The following is a 16,764-nucleotide window of genomic DNA, read 5'->3' as shown; positions in this document are numbered from 1 at the left end:
TACAATCTGGGTCCGAAATGGCCTATAGTTAATTATTAGCCAAATTGCGACAATTGCATACAAAAATTCTTTGACGCGCGATCAAATTGTTCCCTGTCTGGCCAAAGATTCAATTTCATCCGGCCCCAGGCCCAATTGCTCCAGAATCTCGCGAGTGTGCTCACCCAAAGCCGGCGCGGGAATGTCATCAGGCACAGGTGAATGCCCTAGAATTAGCGGGAAACCGAGTGCCCGCCCGCCTTCACGATTCCGGTTAATCATTTGACGGGTCGCAACCAGAGTGGAGTTGGAGGCATCGGCCAGAGACAACACCGGTTCGCAGCAAGCGTCGGCATTCTTGAAGACCTCCACCCATTCGGTTTGAGTGCGGGAAGCAAAAAGGCGTCGCAGTTCGTCGACAACCTCGGGGCCGCCAAACTGGCTGGCCACAAGGTCTTTCCGGTCCAACGCGTTGCAGAAATTCTCCCAGAACTTGAATTCCAAGGCCCCCACGGACATCCATAGGTCATCAGCCGTCTTGTAAAGTCCATAGCAGGGGAATCGCCCGTTCAGTAGCATCTTTCCTGGTTCGGGCTGCTCTAAACCGGATTCGACACCCGCGAAAACCATAGTGGCAAGGGAGAATGACCCATGAAACATGGACACATCTACAAATTGTCCCTGTCCCGTCTTTTCCCGCTGGATTACCGCAGCCAGCAGGCCCGCAATGCCCATGAGGCTGCCACCTGCCAAATCCGCGACCTGCACACCCGGTATGCCGGGCCGGCCATCCGCGGTTCCGGTCATTCCTATGACGCCGGCCAGGGACAAGTAGTTTATATCGTGGCCGGCCCTGAGGCGATAAGGGCCGTCATGACCGTAGCCCGTAATGGAAACGTGGATCAGTCGAGCATTTCGAGCGCTGGTGGTGTCATATCCCAGGCCGAGTTTTTCCATGGTGCCCGGTCTGAATCCTTCCACCATGATGTCGTAATGGTCCAAAAGCTCGAGAAAAAGCCTCTTGCCATCAGCATGTTTCAGGTTAAGGGCTACGCTCTTTTTGTTGCGATTGACCGCCTCGAAGAAAGGAGAGTTCTGTTTGCCGCCGAGAGCACGGGCATAGTCTCCACCGGCGGGGTTCTCCAGCTTGACTACCTCTGCTCCAAGTAGTGCCAGGAGCCAGGTCATGTACGGACCCGGCAGATTCATGGTCAGATCGAGCACTTTCAGTCCGTTCAGGGCTTGGGACATTTTCCACCACCAAAAGTTGTTTGTACAAAGGGACGTTGTTTCCGGATCACGAGGCAGCGGCCGGAGGGTTGCGGCTTTCCGTAGAGGCATCCCGCGTCCCGCGGGACCGTGCCCGAGATCCGCGATCGCAAACTTCACAGTGTTTCTTGGTAACTGACTCTACTGAACCCCGTTTGGGTCAAGGCCCCTCAAATGGGACGCTTACAACCCGAGGCGTTTCGCCGCGATCTCTTTCATCACCTCGTTGGTGCCTGCAAAGATCAAAAAGACTCTCATGTCTCTCCATGCACGGGCCACGGGGTATTCCTCACAGTAGCCGTACCCGCCGTGGAGTTGCAAGCAGCCGTCGATCACGCGCATGGCCATTTCGGTAATCCAGTACTTGGCCATAGATACTTCCAGCACCACATCCTTGCCTTCCATGTGATCCACAATCAGCTTGTCGATGAATGTCCGGCCGAGCTTCACCTGAGTAGCCATCTCCACGATCTTGAATTGGGTATTCTGAAACTTGGAGATAGATTTCCCAAAGGCTGTTCGCTCCTTGCAGTACTGAATAGTAAGATTGAGGATGTTTTCCGCTGCGCTCACGGCCCCGATGCAGCACACGAGGCGTTCCTGTTGGAGCTTTTCCATAAGCATGACAAAGCCCCCGCCCTTAGCTCCCAGGCGATTTGCTTTGGGAACGCGGCAATCAGTAAAGAAAAGCTCAGCAGTGTCTTGGCTGTGCCACCCAACCTTTTTCAGCGTTCTGCCCTTGTCGAATCCGGGGGTGGCTGCTTCGACCGCATAGAGGTCTATAGCCTTGTGCGGAACTTTCACCGACGGGTCCTTGACCGCGAGGACGATCAGATCGCAGTTCTGGCCATTGCTGATGAAGGTCTTCTGCCCGTTGATTATCACGTGGTCACCGTCATCGACCGCTGTGGTTCGTATGGACGCAAGGTCGCTCCCCGCGTTGGGCTCGGTCATGCCCACGGCAGTGATTATGTCTCCGGATATGCAACCGGGCAGGTATTTCTCTTTCAACTCCTCAGAGGCATAGGAGGTTATGTAAGGGACCACTATGTCGCTGTGGAGGAAACACGCCAGGCCGAAATGGTTTGTCCTTGTGAGTTCCTCCATAAGGATGACGGAATAAAGAAAGTCCGCTTCCATTCCCCCGTATTTCTCAGGAAGGTCCATGCACAAGAAACCTTGTTCCCCCATTTTTTTCCAGGCTGATTTGGGGACTATACCGGCCTCCTCCCATTCTTCAATGTAAGGAACGACCTCTTTTTCAAAGAATTTTCGAACCGCGTCTCTGAAAATCCGGTGCTCTTCCGAATAGTTGATAATCTCCATGTTTGGGCCTCCCGAGAGGTGAGCCGTCACTCTGAGCCCTTGTCCGGGCTGGAGTGAGTTTGAGCTATACCGTTAAAGATAAGCTCGCAAAGCTCTTCAGTGAGTTTGTCGGCTTCGATGTCGCGATTGAAGATGACTCCGGGAAGACATACATGTTCTATCCCCCCTAGAACAGCCTGTCTGATGACAGACACCGAGATGTCGTCGCGGATTTCACCGCCTTCGATACCTTCTTTGACAATCTGTCGGACCATCTTGCCGTACCGCCGGACTATCTCGTACGCGTCGCTTTTGAAATAGTCCGGATAGTTCCTTACTTCCAGCAGTAAGATCCTGGCGAACACCCTATTTGCGGCATACATGTTGATGTGAGACCAAATGAGCTTTCGCAGTTTGTTAAGGGCCCCCTTGATCCCCCGCAGGTCCATCTGCCCTCGTGAGAGGAAATCCTCCATGTATTCCTTCAAGACCTGATGCAGCAGGTCCCGCTTATCCTGGAAATATTTGTAAATGAGGGCTTCGGTCACACCGGCTGTTTTGGCTATTTCAGAAGTAGTGATCGCGCTGAACTCCTTCTCCGCGAGCAGAGATCTCAGGGCTTCCGCGATCTTGACCCGACCAGGGGGCAAATGCCTGTCATTTATCTTTTTGATGTGAGGTTTTCCCATTCTAGGACTCGCCCCCACGGCACCCGCGGAAGCAACTATCGTTGGAATCCATTCTGAAAAAAGGTCCTCGCCAAGGCTTCACGGTCCTACACAAGCGATGAGTCCAGACCGCACGCGATGAGTCGCTCGAATTCAGGCGCAGGCGCCAGGGCAGGCATGTTGAATTTTTCGGATAGTTCCGTCAGTCTGGAATGAACCGCCTTAACGCCCCGCTGGCTGACGTACCGGCCCGGCCCGTGCCAGCAATCAGGAAAGCCTATACCCAGGACCGCGCCTAGGTCCATGCTGTAATAATCGCGTAGGATCCCTTCACTCAAGCACCAGAAGGCTTCGTTCACCATTCCGAGCAAAAGGATGTCTTTTGCTTCGGTATCGGTCGGCCTAGGCATTCCTTCCCTTCTCACCACATGAGCCAGCGCGGATTCGTCTCGGACAAACTTCCGCGGGTCCACGTAAAACGAAGGCTTCCCCAGGCCCACGTATCCTGCTTCGTATAGTTTGGTCAGAGTCGGGGGCACAGTCATCCTGTCAGGGAATCGCTCGGCCATGAAACGGCTTGCGTGGTACACGACCATTCCGCCTGTGGTGCCGTAAACATGCAATGGTCCCTGCGGAAATCCTGCCTGCAAAGCCAAAAAGTCTACATCCCACGGCGACAGGCCCAATTCCACCAATATGAAACCATTCATGACAAAATTGCCGAACGTTCTACTGGTATAGAAACCCGGACCATCACCGACGAGGATCACCGTCTTTCCCATGGCTCTGCCCGCTGTCACCGCAGTGGCCAGCGCCTGCCTGCTTGTCGACGGACCTTGAATCACTTCGAGTAGCGGCATCAGCGGTACCGGCGAGAAGTAATGCATCCCTACAACGTGTTCAGGCCTGGACGCTTCGGATGAAATATCCGCCATGGGTATTGTGGAAGTGTTGGACGCAAATATGGCATCGGGATTGACTTGCTGGACCTGCGCGAGGATTTTCCTTTTCAAGGGTAGGTCCTCAAAGACGCATTCGATGACCAACGGCACGTCCCTGATGTCGCTGTAGTCCGTGGTCCATTGGATGTGGGACATGACCGCTTCCTTTCGACCCGGGCTCCATCTGCCGCGAGCGACCCGGTCTCCCAAGGAACGGTCGACGTTGTCCACAGCAGCCCGTACCTTCTCTTCATCCACGTCGATCAGAGTAACGTGTGCTCCCTTGTCCGCAGCCACTTGAGCTATACCTTGGCCCATAAGGCCGGCTCCGATTACGGCGATCCTGTCGGCGCGCACGGCCGCGGAAGGGTCGATCTTGGCCAGCTTCGGACCAACGCTTGTGGCAAGAAAGAAGAGGTCTACCTTGTTGCGCGTATTCGGGTGAAACATGATCGGAACGAACAGGTCGATCTCGTTTTTGACCGCCTGATCGAACGGCAACCTCAGGCCGGCTTCCAGAGCTTCGATCACGGCAAGCATGTTAGGGCGGTCAGGGCATATGGTGTACCTGAATCTGGCCGCGTTTAGAATCTTCTGTTTTTCGTCATCACTAATAGGGCTCGGTTCATGATAATTGGGATCGTAATTGCGGTTTACGACTCCCTGATGATCGGCCAACCAACTCAACGCCTTTGGCCTCAATTCGGCAGAAGAACATAAGGTGAAGGCTTCGGAACCTGAAAAAGACTCGACCGAGCTTATTCTTGCTGTGATTATTAACTCCACGGCTGCCTTGAAACCCACCACACGGCGCAATGTCTGAGTAGCGCCGCCTGCCGGGAAAAGCCCAACGCTCACTTCAAGCTGCCCCACTCTTGAATCCGGGGTGGCAAACACATGGTCGCAAGCCCACAACAGCAGTTCCAAGCCGCCGCCCAAAGCGGTTTGGCCATCCAAGATCGCCACCACAGGGAAAGGTGCTTTAGCCAGGGCGTCCAGGGCCTCCTGGAATCTGTGCAGTATCTGGCGAACTAATTGAGGCGTGCCGCCGGTCAATACTTCCTTCAGGTTGGCCCCGTCGAGGAAGCTCTTTTTCTTTGCCGAGATCACAACGACTCCACGAACCTCGTCCTTTAGCGCACTAGCAACGGCCTTCTCCAGATCGGTTATGAACTGCTGGCCGATGGTGTTTACAGGCCCCGCTGTGTCTATGACCATTGTGGCAAATCGAGAAGCCTGATCCAGGCTGTAAATGATCTCGGGCATGCTCCCTCCTGTTGAATTTCTCGGTTATAGTGCGGCGCTTCTAAAAAGAAGAGGTCTGAAAATCATCCCTGTGCTCTTTCGAAATGGCGCAGGCTGCTTGTTGAATGCTTTCCGCTATCAGCGGAAAGCATTCAACAAGCAGGATATGAAAGTTTTTGGGGAGGGGTGCGGGGAGGCCCTTTTTGTAAAAAGGGCCTCCCCGCAATTTCATCCTGCACTCTCTCAAACCTCGACTATGACGGCTTCACCCTGGGTTAGGCCGCCGCATATGGCCGAGACGCCCAAGCCGCCACCGCGTCGGCGCAGCTCATACATCATGGTCATCATAATTCTGAGGCCTGATGCGCCTACCGGGTGGCCCAATGCGATGGCGCCGCCGTTGACGTTGGTCATCCTCAATAGCTCGTACCACTTGTCCGAGTCTTCGTTCGCGAGGATCTTGGTGCTCACCAAAGGCATCGCGGCAAAGGCTTCGTTGATCTCGATCAGATCCATCCGTTGCAGGTCAAGGTCGGCTCCGGCCAAGACTTTTCGGATGGTAAGCGCAGGTATCCATGAGATGCCGTTGGGCTGGTCGGTTTCCCCAGCCATGTGGACAATTCTGCCGAGAGGTGTGAGATTGAGTTCTCGCGCCTTTTGCTCCGTCATGATCACTACGGCTGAAGCTCCGTCGCTTAGTCCGGGGGCGTTGCCCGCAGTGGTTGTCTTGGATCCGAAGATAGCGGGGAGTTGCTCGATCGCGGCTACACTGCTGTCCGGCCGGGGGGATTCATCCACTGAGAAGATGGATTTTTCTCTTCCCTTCCTGGCAACTATAGGAGCGATCTCCTCGTCAAATTTGCCGCCCTCACGAGCCCTGGCCCACTTGGAATGAGAGGCCATTGCCCACGTGTCAAGCAGCCGCTTTGGGACCTGGTATTTTTCAGCACCGTCCGATGCATCCTCCGCCACAGACTTGTACCCCGGATAACTGATGGGAAAGATGGAATCCTTGAGCTTCACTTCTCCAATCCGCACACCGGCCCTCAATTCCCTGCTGGTATGCGGGACACGGCTCATGGATTCGACCCCGATAACCAGGGCCGCGGACGCTTCCCCGAGCCGGAGCGCCCACCAAGCCATCCGAAGCGCTGTCAGCGGTGAGCAACACGCGGTATCAAGCGTGATTGTGAAGCGATCCAAGCCCAGCTTGAGGGCGATTTGCCGCCCTGCCACCGAGCCGGTCTCAAAAGAGCCCGGCATGCAATTGCCGACAAATACCTGGTCGATGTGGCTCCCCAGATCGTTTCCCTGGGCCGTGAGAGCGGCTCGTCCCGCGTGAACAGCCAGTTCCAGGGGCTCCATTTCGGAGAGTGAGCCGAGGTACCTGCCGAAAGCGGTCCTTTTGGCGCCTACGATGACGAATTGTCCTGACATGTACCCTCCGCGTCAATCGGGATGGTGGGGGGTGGGTTAATGTAACTAACCTAGTGAATAGCTAACTGATTATGCGAAGTATGGGCTATATGAACCCCACAAGGAGTAGGTAAGTGATAATCACCCACCCGCGCGCCTCTGTCAAGAATTTCTTGCTTGCAACACCCTGCGGGTCTCGTACCCATGCCTTTCATGGATGTAAACATTGCAGGCACTGATGCCTGCCTTTAAAGTGTTTGCCAAAATTTTTGCCTGATTCGGGAGGACGCCATTCCGTCATTCCTGCGAAGGCAGGAATCCAGTCCCGCGTTTCGCTGGATTCCCTGGGTTCCCGCTTTCGCTGCAACGACGGGGTGAGCAAATCAAAAATAGTGGGGGGCGTTGGGGGCCAACGGACATTGTTTGTTGGCAATTGCTACAATGAAACTACTTCTCCTACCACGCGCTGAAATGATATCGGCTCGCTTTCAAACTGTGAAGATGACCTCGCAGCCAAAGCAGCACTGACCTGGTGCCCAGGTCAGTGTCTGATTCAAGGGATTATTCATTGTTTGGCCGCGCAATGGTATGAGCCCCGCCCTTTCTTTTTTCGGCATGAATCGAATCGCGGATGTTCGCATCTAGAATGACGTAACGGATCGAATACGGAGATGTGCCATGAGTGGAAGAGATACGGAAAGAATCGTACCGGAATCAATGATGCCGCACCGAGAGGAGCAGACTTTTTGTCCTCCGGTAGAAAACTGGCCTGACGACCAATTTGCTCGCTGGGTGATCTCTCATAGAGACGACGTGAAGACCCTAGTGTGTGGTTCGACCTTTTATGGAGGCATACCTGCCTGCAGGAGTTGATGGGCAAGGTGTCTTCCGTGGACGGTTGGGTTCGCGCGGCGGCATAATGAGATTTTTGTTCGAATGTATGGCGGTCACACCATTCCAGTGAATCGCAGCAAGAGAGTCGCGCTCGGAGATAGTGTCAAGAAGAACCAGCTTTGACCCCTGGCGCATGAAGATAAGCAGGCTGTCCAGCGGGATTGGCGGTCTGATCGCGCTCCCGCGAGCTACCAGCCCAGCCTGCGATGCTGTTGCGCTGCGCCCTTCCTTGTCACCCTTCACCTGGTCTTTTGGATAAAGGAAGTAGGCGTGGAGGTCCTGCTTGTCGTACAGCATGCGCACAAATTGGCCCAGCCCATCAACCCCCTGAAACACTACGGCGCTCTGAGCACCGTGATCGGGCAAGTACCACTGAAGGTCCAGGAACAGGAACGTCGTGCCCGGCGCGACATCCGGGACTTGCTCTACAAGGTTTGCGCAGATTTGGTCCCTCTTCTCGGCCGCCTCCAGCCACTTGTTTCTCAGATCCATGAAGAAAACCGCCATCAAAGCTATAACAACAACAGCGGCAACTTTCATCACCGACCGCATTCCTTGGCTCCTGGGAGCCGTAACCGACAAGCCCAGTAGTATTGCCACTCCGTACGAACCCGCGGAATAAATGCGGCTTTGGCTGGTAAAACCCATTGAGGAATCATATCCGGCCATCAGGTAGGGCAGCATGCCAAGCACCAGAACAGCCAGTCCCAGCACAGCTACATAAAGCCAACTTCGTTCCCAACTGGCCGGCTTCTCGCGGCTCGAAGAATCCCCACTCGCGGCGCGATAGAGCAAGCCTGAGGCTATCAATGCTACCAGGCATCCCCAAGTCCAGGCCAGTTTGTCGCCGGAAAGGTCCCGAAATGGAATCAAACAGTATAGCGCCAAGTTGGTGATATATGTCCATGCCAGGCTCCAGGGCGGGATCAAGGAGCTGTGCCCCACCGCACCCCCTGAAAAAACCGCAAACCTGACCAAGACGAAAACCGTGAAGGCTGCCGTAATTCCTGTGCCGACCCGAAGCAGAAAAGACCGGTATGACAATCCATTTTGGTTCCGGGTGTGAATCGGCCAGACGAACAGCGGAACGGAAAAGATGAGGAATGTCGTATTCTCGTAAGTAAACGCGGCCAGGTAGTAAAGAAGGACGGGCAATATCAGCCCGTGCCACGACGGCGAAACCTGAGCCCATCGCTGAAAAGCCCACACAGACACCCAAAACAACAATACGGACAGTCGAGAATTGTCCGTATGAAACATGTACAGAAGATTGGAAAGGGGGGTCAGGACAAACGCAAACAGGGCACTTAACACCACGAGAGAGTCCCTGCCCGGAAAAGCTTTTTTCAAGCAAGCTCCCATGAGCAGGCAAGACCCCATGGACAAGAGCAAAGCCGAGAGATTGTACCAGATCCTGTTCAGTCCGAAGGTCTCAAAGGCCAGAACCGTGTAAAGCCCTTCGACAGGCCGCCGGGATTCCTTAATGTATTCCCAGATGGAGTAAGGAAACGAATTCCAGTACGGCCACGCGAATTGCCACCAGTCGTCACCCTGGAAGCCGATGTTCCCGATGAGTATTGCGGCACTGACGCTGCATACGACCAACCCCGCGGCGGTCCATGATACAATTTTCGTGTCCGGACCAGTTTCACCCAATCCTAAATTCTCTCTTCCCGACACAGCGCTGATACTGCCTTCACTAAACAGGGAGCTATTTGGGCTCTATTTTTTCAGAGGAGACGACCGCGGCGGAGCTTCGGTCAGGGGGAACCGGCGTCGGGGGAGACGCAGGCCCGGGCTGCTGCGCGGGAATAGCGGCTTCCACATCTCCGTCCATGACCTTTTTAAAAGTCCTAATCCCCTTGCCCAGACCCTCCATAATCTCGGGAATTCTTTTGGCGCCGAACACAATAACAACTATTAGCAGAATCACGATCAGTTCTTGCGCACCAAGCATGATTTCCTCTCCTTCGTTCGGGAAGGGCCTTTCTCTCACGGCTTCCAATTGTATGTCGGATTTGCCGGAGTGTCCACCGCTTACAAAAGCATCTGACTTTGCAGGCCCTTTCGTGTTATGGTTTGCACTGGACTACAAATTCAATCTGCTGAGCCGGGACTCCTTTGGAAGCATCACGGAACAGAACCTACCGATTTGTCATCGGGGGCGTTTCTCTGCTCTTGAACACGTTAGGGGCAGGATTAACCTTTGTGTACTTCACGTTCATCAGATCCGGCCTCAGCCCTAATCTGGCCGAGCCGGACATAAGGACGCTAATCTCTTATTTTGTGTTCGTAATGATTCTGGTGAGCGGTGCGGCTCATTTATTCTCAGTGAGATATTACAAGCGCTTATGGCTGCGCCTGAGTAGTGTCAAGGAAGAGCCTGATCCACAGCGGACCAGAGCCATATTAGATAGCCTTCTGAATGTTCCCTTTAATGTTTCAGCCCTCAGTCTTCTAGCGTGGCTCGCCGCCGGGGTGCTATTCGGCGTTGTCCCCGAGTTCTGGCAATCCTCGGAGACGGCGCGGTGGTATCGTGCTTCTCACGTATTTTTCGGCATTGTGTTCGTGGGTGCGCCTTTCACGGTCGTTTTTCTTTATTTCGTCTTGGAATGGCTCATACAGAATAGACTGCATTCACTGTTTCCCTCCGAAGCGCTGACCACAGTTCCGCGTTCGCTCCACTTGAATGTCTTGCCGAAGATAATTCTTGTTTCGTTATTGATAGGGATCGTACCCGTAACGATAATCAGTTACGTCACTCTGGGCCAAATCCACCAGGTCCGGGCAGGGGAGGTGGACATAGGGAGTTTCATCGCGCATATGCCCGTGGTCATAGCGTTCCTCCTTTCCTTGGCTGTACTCGTGGCGGTGGGACTGTCGGTCTTCGTGGCCAAGAGCATTTCGGAACCGCTGCGTCAACTGAGCACCGCTATGAGGCGGATTCGAAAAGGAGACCTGGATGTGAACGTACCTGTGGTCTCAAGCGATGAGATAGGAAGGATGACGGAAGGATTCAATCGCATGGTTGGAGGGTTGAGAGAACGGGATTTCATAAGAGACACCTTTGGATCGTACCTGAGCCCCGAGGTCGTTTCGGAGATCCTTTCCTCGCCCGCCGGAGTGAACCTCGGCGGAGAACAGCGGGATATAACTATTCTGGTAGCTGATTTGAGAGGATTCACTGCACTCACCGCCAATGTGGGGCCTGACGCGGTGGTGAAAATCCTCAACCGTTTCCTGGAAAAGATGGTCGATATAATCGTCCGGCATGGTGGAACAATAGACGAGTTCACAGGTGACGGAATTCTTGCATTCTTCGGGGCTCCGCGCGTAATGGCTGACGCTCCGGAACGAGCCTTGCGATGCTCCATTGAAATGCAGAATGCAATGAGTGGCCTCAACGACGAATTGCATCCTGACCTGACCCCCGGCAACGAACAGACCGACACACCAAATCCCGGACGGACCGGGAACCCTTTCACCGGACCACTCACTCTTCAGATGGGCATCGCAATCAACAAGGGGCGCTTGATTGTTGGCAACATAGGATGCGAACAACGCAGAAAATACGGCGCGGTGGGAACTCCAATCAATGTCGCGTTCCGGATCGAGAATATCGCCCGTGCGGGGGAGATCCTAGTAAGCGAGGAAGTCTACGAATCCATTAAGCATATAACCGGAGCGCACCCCATGCCCGGGGTCCAATTGAAGGGCATAGACCACGCGGTCACTTTGTACAGCCTAATTCCCTGATACATTATGAACCCTCGGCGTTACCTTGAGATACGGGACGACTCTTGTACTAGCGCTCTCCAAGGCATATACCACTTGCCACAATTCTTGACCGTTTGTACAACCCGAACTCCTAAAAAACCAGTGGGGACCAGAGCCTGCCCCGGACCGCGATCCGGGGTCCATGTCACGCCAGGGGCGTGATTGATTTATACTGGCAAAATGTGCCGGCACGGAGGCCGGCACCTACTACTTTCCCGGAACCGCCTTGCGCAATCGGACATTATTTTTTGACACTTGCTATAATCCGAATTGGTGTCACTCGACCAGATTCCATTTGCCGTTGTCGATGCGGACTACAATCATGGAATCAGTGCCCAGGCCGTTATGATCCTCGGGCGTTAGGTTGTAGATTCCACTGACCCCCACATAGCCCTTGGTATTCTCGATGGCTTCTCGGAGCTTCTCGGGATCTGTTCCTGCCTTCTTCATGGCGTTGGCCACTATGTAAATGGCATCCCAGGCATACCCGGAGTGCGTATTTAGAGGGAATTCTTTGTTGTACTTGTACACGTCGTTGTACAGGCGCACAAACTCCTTAATCACCGGCTTTTGAGGGTCGTTATCCGCGAGTTTTTCCCATGCCATCAACTTGGTGGAAGGCATGATGTTCCCTTCCGCTGCTGCTCCTGCAAGCTCCACGTATTTGGGATCCGGGAGCCCGTGGCACTGGAAGAGCGGAGTCTTGATGTTCAGTTGCTTGACGTTCTTGGCCACGATCGCGCCGGCGGGTCCTATGGTCCAACACACAATGGCTTCAGGGTTTGTCGCGGCGATTTTGGTTAGCTGAGAGGTCATATCCGTGTCTTTGGGGTTGAACGACTCGTCCGCCACTATGGTTATGCCGTGTTTGGGAGCCAGTTTTTCGAGCCAGCCTTTGCCGTCTTTGCCGAACCCATCAGATGCCGTGATCAGGGCGACCTTTTTCAGATTGTGTTTTTGCAGATAGGTGTAGACCTTTTCCACTGCGGTGGAACTTCTCTGCGGGGACTTGAAAACCCACTTGAAGGTCCCCAATGGCCCGCCTCCCATGATGACAGGATCGCCTCCAACCGTCATAAACGTCGGAATTCCCGCATCCTCGATCAGTTTTTTGACCGCCATGCCGAGATCGGTCCGGTCCGGACCTATTATTGCCGCTACTTTGTCCACGTTTATAAATTTTTTCGCCACCATAACCGCCTTTGTCGGCTCGGATTCGGTGTCTCCCAGCACCAGCTCGATAGGCCGGCCGTTGATGCCGCCTTCCTTGTTAATCTTTTCCACCACCATCTGGGTTACGAGTTTGGTGGGTGTGCCTATCGCGGCCGCAGGCCCGGATAGGGAGTAAAACGCGCCGATTTTGATGGGTTCAGCGGCATTTCCCGCCGTGACCCCAGCTAGAAATAAAATTGCCAGCAAAAGAAATCCCACTCTTTTCATGCCACCCTCCTTGGATCTGATCTGGTCCCTTGCCGTGAAGCAGCGCAAAACGGGACGAAAAGCGTCGCTGTAGCCAAGCCGTGAAGAAATGCCAATAGGATGCCTCGAACCCTGTTACATGGTTACATCCTGCCCGAGAAAAGCACGCCGGACTCTCTCGTCTTTCATCATCAGGTCTGGAGGCCCGCTCGCGGAGATCCTTCCGTTCTCTATCACGTATGCTCGTTGCGAGATTTTCAGGGCAGCCAGAGCATTTTGTTCAACCAACAGTATAGTTCGCCCTTCGTTGCGCAGTTCCTTGATTATGCGGAATATCTCTCTGACCACCAGGGGCGCCAGCCCCAAGGAAGGCTCGTCGAGCAAGAGCAGGCTTGGGTCCGCCATCAAACCTCGGCCTATTGCCACCATTTGCTGTTCCCCACCCGATAGGGTCCCGGCGAGCTGTTTTTTGCGGTTCTCCAGCGAGGGGAACAGCGCAAAAATGCGATCCATTTCCCCTATCAACGTTGCCTTTTTCATCTGGCCGGCTCGCAGGTACGCCCCCATTTCCAGATTTTCCTCGACAGTCAATGGACCGAATAGTTGACGATTCTCAGGCACCTGGACGATTCCCAGACGGACGAGGCGCTGAGAGGAGGCTTTTGCCACCTCCTGACCCTTGAAAAAGACCTCACCGCGGCGTTGGGGGTGCACGCCTGAAAGACAATTCAACAACGTGGTTTTACCTGCGCCGTTTGCCCCTATCAAGCATACTATTTCTCCCTGTTGGATCTCCAGAGAAATTCCTTTCAAGGCCTGGTTACCGCCATAAAAAGCCTGCAGGTCTTGCACTTTCAGCATTTAGCCTACACTCCTCGGGTACGCGGGCAGGACGATGACCGGCAAGATGCCGGCGCTACGGAAGACCTACACTCCCCAGGTACGCGGACAGGACTTTTTCGTTCTTCTGGATCTCCTCAGGATGACCCTCTGCGATCTTTCTGCCGTAATTAAGTACCACTACCTTATCGGAGACTCCCATTACAAGGCCCATGTCGTGCTCAACAAGGAGGACCGAGATCCCCATCGAGCGTATTTTTTTGATGAGCCGGGCGATCTCCGCGGTTTCCGTCATGTTGAGGCCCGCGACCGGTTCATCCAGGAGAATCAGCCGGGGATTCGACACAAGTCCGCGAGCCATTTCCACTCGCTTCTGTTCGCCGAAAGACAGACTCGATGCCGGCCAGTGGGCCTTCTCATCCAGCCCCAGAAAACTCAGCGTGTCCCACGCCTGCTGTTCTATTGCTGCCCCTTCCTTACGAAAGCCTGGGAGGCGAAGCAGGCATTGGAGGAACTCGCTCCTGGTTCGCGCGTGCAGCCCTACCATCACGTTTTCCAGGACAGTCATGTTTTCGAATATCTGAACATTCTGAAACGTACGTGTCATGCCCAATGCTGCCATTTGATAAGGGCGACTGCCTTTAACTCCTTGCCCATCAAAGATCACTGTTCCGGACTGCGCCTGATAATTGCCGGAAACCACATTGATCATTGTAGTCTTGCCCGCGCCGTTGGGGCCGATAAGGGACGTGATCGAACCCTCCACAACATCGAAGGACACCTGCGCCAGAGCCACTATACCTCCGAAGCGGATGGTAACGCCTTCCATGTTGAGGATTGCCCGACCGGACGAATATGAGCCCGAAACCACACGGTCAGTTCTCGGATCAGCGTCCCTGCCGGCGGCCGCGGGGTAATGTTCACGATACTTTGAGTCTTCTTTTTGCTCCGACGGCAATGCCTCGGCAGGTCCCTTCATCGACAGCCATCGTTTTCGAGCCGCAACCACCAGACCTTCCGGCACAAAGATCAGAATGAGCACCAGGATCAAACCATAAAAGACGTCCTTGTACTCATCGAAGAAATGAAGCACATTTGGCAGGGAAGTGAGGAAAATCGTCCCAAACAGCGCGCCCCAGACACTCCCCATTCCGCCGACAATGACCATAGTGACAAGTTCCACGGAAAAGAATATGTCAAACGTTTTCGGACTTATGAACGTCAAGTAATGGGCATACAAACTGCCTGCCAAAGAGGCGAACAGAGCGCTCAGAACGAACACCTTTACCTTGTACTTTTCTGTGGGAACGCCTACGGAAGCGGCTGCAATTTCGCTCCCGTGCAAAGCCCTCAGGCCTCTGCCTACCCTGGAATTGACGAGGTTGAGCGACAATAGAACAAAAATGAAAGCACACGACCATATCAAGAAATACATTTTTAGGTCGGAATCCAACGCCCAGGACCCCAACTGTAAATTAGGTATACCGGGGAAACCCGATGGACCGCCCGTGACTTTGTCCCATTGGATTAGAATTATGTTTATTATCAAATTGAAACCTAGTGTGGCCATGACAAGGTAGTGACCATGAAGCTTCAAGGTGGGAATGCCGATAATCAAGGCGATCAGGCCTGTAGCCAATAGCGCAATTAACATCGCAGGCCAAGGAGACATATTGTACGTGACGGTGAGAATGCCTGAGAGGTACGCCCCCAGTCCGTAGAACGCCGCGTGTCCGAGTGAGATCTGTCCTGCATAGCCGATCAACAGGTTGAGGCCTACCACCACCATTGTGTTCAGGCCGATGATGTTGGCCACGTTTAGATAGTAGGGGTTGGTGGTCAGAAAAGGGAAAAACAGGATGCCCGCGGCCAACGCTACCAAAGACAAATACTGTTTGATTTTGGAAAGACGGCCGGTCATAAGGCTATACCCGTTCTTTTTCCCCATAGCCCAGCAGCCCGCTTGGCTTCAGGAAAAGGACCGACAAGAGAATGGCAAAGGCTATTACATCCTTGTAAGTGGAAGAAATAAGACCGGCGCCTATGGATTCAAGAAGCCCGAGCAACAACCCGCCTATGATGGCGCCGACGCTGTTTCCATAACCGCCCAAGACCGCGGCAGCGAACCCTTTAAGGCCCAGCATTACACCTATGTCGTAGTTGAGGGTCGTAATGGGAACTATGATTATTCCGGCAACCGCGCCCAGGGCTCCGCTAAGCGCGAAAGACAACAAGATCATTCGATTGACATTCACCCCCATGAGCGCAGCGGCCGTGGGGTTGAAAGATGTAGCTCTCATGGCTTTACCGACTCTGGTGCGACTGAAAAAGAAATGCAGGAGCCCCACCACAAGGACGGTGATACCTAAAATCCAAAGGCTCTGAGGCAAAATTGCCGCGTTCCAGACCACGAGGGGTGTGTCTCCGGAAAAAGAAGGGAGCGCCATCTGGTTTTTACCCCAGATAATTTTGATTATGCCTCGTGTCAGAATGGAGACACCGATAGTGATGAAGATCAGTATAATTATGGCGCGGGATCTCGCCGGCTGAATCGCTAGTCTTTGCACCAATCCGCCGATACCTGTCACAGCCAGGACGCCCAGGACAAAAGACAGCGGCATGGGCAAACCCAGTCCCATAAGGAAGGTGTACATCATCATGCCGCCCAGAGTGACGAAATCCACCTGGGTGAAATTAACTATTCCAGTGGAATTGTGGATGATGCAGAAACCGAGAGCGATCAGGGCATAGATGCTGCCGGTGGTGAGTCCGGAAACGACGAATTGAGCAAGCTGGTCACCAATAGACATGCTCTCCTTCAGTTATCAGCCCTTTTTCTTTGGTAGCCTGAACTACTCGTGTAACCGTTCAGGCGGAAACTGTCAAGAAAGAAGCCGGTGACCGCGAGGCCAAAAAAATTTCGTCTCCCGCAGGCCGCGTTGACTCCGGACCAAATCTGACATATTCCTATAGCCGTGTCGTAATACCAATGCGCTTTCATGCGAATAAGC

12 protein-coding genes are annotated in these 16,764 nt (G+C 53.9%); 1 reads left to right on the top strand and 11 read right to left on the bottom strand.

Annotation, left to right across the window (positions count from 1 at the left end; translation table 11 throughout):
* Nucleotides 1-81 precede the first annotated feature (81 nt).
* The 7 genes from HY913_23140 to tatA all read right to left on the bottom strand — a co-directional run bounded on the left by HY913_23140 (nt 82) and on the right by tatA (nt 9,674).
* Entirely contained in the window at nt 82-1,230 is a 1,149-nt protein-coding gene (locus HY913_23140; GenBank protein MBI4966193.1) for a CoA transferase, read from the bottom strand.
* Between the two features lie 201 nt (nt 1,231-1,431).
* Nucleotides 1,432-2,574, bottom strand: coding sequence for an acyl-CoA dehydrogenase family protein (locus tag HY913_23135; GenBank protein MBI4966192.1), 1,143 nt, complete (start codon nt 2,572-2,574; stop codon nt 1,432-1,434).
* Nucleotides 2,575-2,600: 26 nt separating this feature from the next.
* Entirely contained in the window at nt 2,601-3,242 is a 642-nt protein-coding gene (locus HY913_23130; GenBank protein MBI4966191.1) for a TetR/AcrR family transcriptional regulator, read from the bottom strand.
* A gap of 86 nt (nt 3,243-3,328) precedes the next feature.
* A complete protein-coding gene (locus tag HY913_23125) occupies nt 3,329-5,428 on the bottom strand; it encodes an enoyl-CoA hydratase/isomerase family protein (protein MBI4966190.1) in 2,100 nt (699 codons plus the stop codon).
* Nucleotides 5,429-5,650: 222 nt separating this feature from the next.
* A complete protein-coding gene (locus HY913_23120) occupies nt 5,651-6,844 on the bottom strand; it encodes a thiolase family protein (GenBank protein MBI4966189.1) in 1,194 nt (397 codons plus the stop codon).
* An 801-nt stretch (nt 6,845-7,645) separates the two neighbouring features.
* Nucleotides 7,646-9,373, bottom strand: coding sequence for a hypothetical protein (locus tag HY913_23115; protein ID MBI4966188.1), 1,728 nt, complete (start codon nt 9,371-9,373; stop codon nt 7,646-7,648).
* Between the two features lie 55 nt (nt 9,374-9,428).
* A complete protein-coding gene (tatA, locus tag HY913_23110; GenBank protein MBI4966187.1) occupies nt 9,429-9,674 on the bottom strand; it encodes a twin-arginine translocase TatA/TatE family subunit in 246 nt (81 codons plus the stop codon).
* A 251-nt stretch (nt 9,675-9,925) separates the two neighbouring features.
* On the opposite strand from tatA, the gene HY913_23105 reads away from it, so the two are divergent.
* The gene (locus tag HY913_23105; GenBank protein ID MBI4966186.1) at nt 9,926-11,473 is read left to right on the top strand and encodes an adenylate/guanylate cyclase domain-containing protein; all 1,548 of its coding nucleotides are present in this window, start codon (nt 9,926-9,928) and stop codon (nt 11,471-11,473) included.
* Between the two features lie 297 nt (nt 11,474-11,770).
* On the opposite strand, the gene HY913_23100 is transcribed toward HY913_23105, so the two are convergent.
* The 4 genes from HY913_23100 to HY913_23085 all read right to left on the bottom strand — a co-directional run bounded on the left by HY913_23100 (nt 11,771) and on the right by HY913_23085 (nt 16,563).
* Complete coding sequence (locus HY913_23100) at nt 11,771-12,934, bottom strand: ABC transporter substrate-binding protein (protein ID MBI4966185.1); 1,164 nt, start codon at nt 12,932-12,934, stop codon at nt 11,771-11,773.
* A gap of 114 nt (nt 12,935-13,048) precedes the next feature.
* Nucleotides 13,049-13,774, bottom strand: coding sequence for an ABC transporter ATP-binding protein (locus HY913_23095; GenBank protein MBI4966184.1), 726 nt, complete (start codon nt 13,772-13,774; stop codon nt 13,049-13,051).
* 55 nt (nt 13,775-13,829) lie between these two features.
* Nucleotides 13,830-15,701 (bottom strand): branched-chain amino acid ABC transporter ATP-binding protein/permease, encoded by a 1,872-nt coding sequence (locus HY913_23090; GenBank protein MBI4966183.1) that lies wholly within the window; start codon nt 15,699-15,701, stop codon nt 13,830-13,832.
* Entirely contained in the window at nt 15,679-16,563 is an 885-nt protein-coding gene (locus tag HY913_23085; GenBank protein MBI4966182.1) for a branched-chain amino acid ABC transporter permease, read from the bottom strand. Before HY913_23085 ends, HY913_23090 begins: the two co-directional genes overlap by 23 nt.
* Nucleotides 16,564-16,764 lie beyond the last annotated feature (201 nt).

This window comes from Desulfomonile tiedjei (genome assembly GCA_016212925.1).
Classification (GTDB): Bacteria; Desulfobacterota; Desulfomonilia; order Desulfomonilales; family Desulfomonilaceae; genus JACRDF01.
This window is presented reverse-complemented; position numbering and strand designations above follow the sequence as displayed.

Coding starts and splice junctions, on each gene's coding strand:
- HY913_23120 (MBI4966189.1), bottom strand. CDS start 6,844: ATGTCAGGACAATTCGTCATCGTAGGCGCCAAAAGGACCGCTTTCGGC.
- HY913_23090 (MBI4966183.1), bottom strand. CDS start 15,701: ATGGGGAAAAAGAACGGGTATAGCCTTATGACCGGCCGTCTTTCCAAA.
- HY913_23135 (MBI4966192.1), bottom strand. CDS start 2,574: ATGGAGATTATCAACTATTCGGAAGAGCACCGGATTTTCAGAGACGCG.
- tatA (MBI4966187.1), bottom strand. CDS start 9,674: ATGCTTGGTGCGCAAGAACTGATCGTGATTCTGCTAATAGTTGTTATT.
- HY913_23125 (MBI4966190.1), bottom strand. CDS start 5,428: ATGCCCGAGATCATTTACAGCCTGGATCAGGCTTCTCGATTTGCCACA.
- HY913_23095 (MBI4966184.1), bottom strand. CDS start 13,774: ATGCTGAAAGTGCAAGACCTGCAGGCTTTTTATGGCGGTAACCAGGCC.
- HY913_23085 (MBI4966182.1), bottom strand. CDS start 16,563: ATGTCTATTGGTGACCAGCTTGCTCAATTCGTCGTTTCCGGACTCACC.
- HY913_23140 (MBI4966193.1), bottom strand. CDS start 1,230: ATGTCCCAAGCCCTGAACGGACTGAAAGTGCTCGATCTGACCATGAAT.
- HY913_23100 (MBI4966185.1), bottom strand. CDS start 12,934: ATGAAAAGAGTGGGATTTCTTTTGCTGGCAATTTTATTTCTAGCTGGG.
- HY913_23130 (MBI4966191.1), bottom strand. CDS start 3,242: ATGGGAAAACCTCACATCAAAAAGATAAATGACAGGCATTTGCCCCCT.